Below are 1,513 nucleotides of genomic sequence, written 5' to 3' on the forward strand. Positions count from 1 at the left end.
CGATGTAGTGGAACCAGCCGTACGCCGCCTGCAGCCGGTCCAGTCCCGGAGTGTCCTCGTACATCAGGGCGGAGGACGTGTGGAGCCGATCGTCCAGGAGCGGCGTGCTCAGCAGCTGGAAACAGGGGCGTACGCCGATCCGCTCCCGGGTCAGCTGGCACAGCGCGGCCGCGATCCCGGCACCCGCGTCCTCTCCCACGACGGCGATCCGGTCGGGGTCGATGCCGAGCGCGCCGGCCTGGTCGGAGGCCCAGTGGAGGGCGGCGTGGGCGTCCATGACGGCATGGGGATAGGGGAATTGAGGGGCGAGCCGGTAGTCGACGTTGATGACGACGACGCCCAGGGTCGCGGCGGTCCACGCGCATTCGTCGTGTCCCGTCTCCAGGTCCCCGGTGACGAACCCCCCGGCGTGGAAGTAGAGGATCGCGGGCAGGGGCCGGCGGCTCTCGCCCCGCGCGGAGGGCTCGTACACCCGCACCGGGACAGCGGGCGATCCCGCCGGACCGGGCACCACCGTGTCCCAGGTCCACAGACTGTCGGGAACGACGTGCGACGGCCGCTGGAACTGCTCGGTCTGGACGTGTTCCTGGGCGGCGACCGGATCACGGAGGTCGACCGGCGGCAGCAGCATGGCCCACGGGGCCAGTTCTCGGTCGTACGCGTAGGCCATCAGGATCCGGCACCTTCTCGATCGTCGTTGCGATGGGGAGTGGGGCGGGTAGCGGGAGCGGGGGGCGGAGCGGGGACGGGGAAGCGGGGGGAGCGAGGGTGGCGCTCCCGCGCCCAGCCCGTGTCGGCCGTCTCCTCGGCCGTGTCCTGGGCCGTCTCGTCGGCCTGCTCCTGGGCCGTCTCCTCGGCCGAGGGCGGACGTGCGCCGACGGCCAGGCGGGCGCCGAGCGCGAAGGCCACGGACGCGTCGGCCGCGGACGGGGTGGACTTGGTGCGGGGCCGGTGGCGGCGGCGGGAAACCATGGAATCCTCCCTTGGTCGGGAAATCCGGAATGGGTGATCGGGACCGTGCGCCGATGAATATTCCGGACGATTCCCCAGAACCGGAGGAAACCTGAAGCCTGGTTCAGTTCGAGCGGCTACGGCTCGCCGGACTCAGCCTCTGCCCCCTCCGGGACCTCCCGTCACCGGGTCCGCGGCGGGCAGTCGCAGGACGAGCCGGGCACCCGAGGCCGGCCCGGCGGGCGCTTCCGCGGTCAGCGCGCCGCCGTGCGAGGCGGCGATGCTCCGGGCGATCGCCAGCCCCGGACCGGCGCCCCCGTCGTCCCGGTTGCGGGCCGCGTGACGGCAGGCGTTGTCGATCAGGTTGGTGATCAGCCGGTTCAGATGGGAAGGGGCTCCCAGGACCACGGCGCTGCCGCGGGCCTCGACGTGCAGGCGCGCCAGCAGCAGGTCGTCGACCAGCTCGTGGAGCTCGTCGGTGTCCTTCAGGGCCTCGGCGGCGGTATGGGGCCAGTCGTCCCGATCCGGCGGCCAGCCGCCGATCAGCACGAGGACGGTGACG

Annotated in this window: 2 protein-coding genes and 1 pseudogene; all 3 read right to left on the reverse strand. The window is 72.8% G+C overall.

Annotation, left to right across the window (positions count from 1 at the left end; genetic code table 11):
- The coding region (locus ACWGDE_RS38875; protein WP_453393806.1) for an alpha/beta hydrolase at positions 1–670 on the reverse strand (670 nt) is incomplete at its 3' end.
- Complete coding sequence (locus ACWGDE_RS38880; protein ID WP_453393807.1) at positions 670–972, reverse strand: hypothetical protein; 303 nt, start codon at positions 970–972, stop codon at positions 670–672. The genes ACWGDE_RS38875 and ACWGDE_RS38880, both read right to left, overlap by 1 nt.
- A gap of 132 nt (positions 973–1,104) precedes the next feature.
- Positions 1,105–1,513: pseudogene (locus tag ACWGDE_RS38885) on the reverse strand (hypothetical protein); the annotation flags it as partial.

This window comes from Streptomyces sp. NPDC054956 (genome assembly GCF_053609185.1).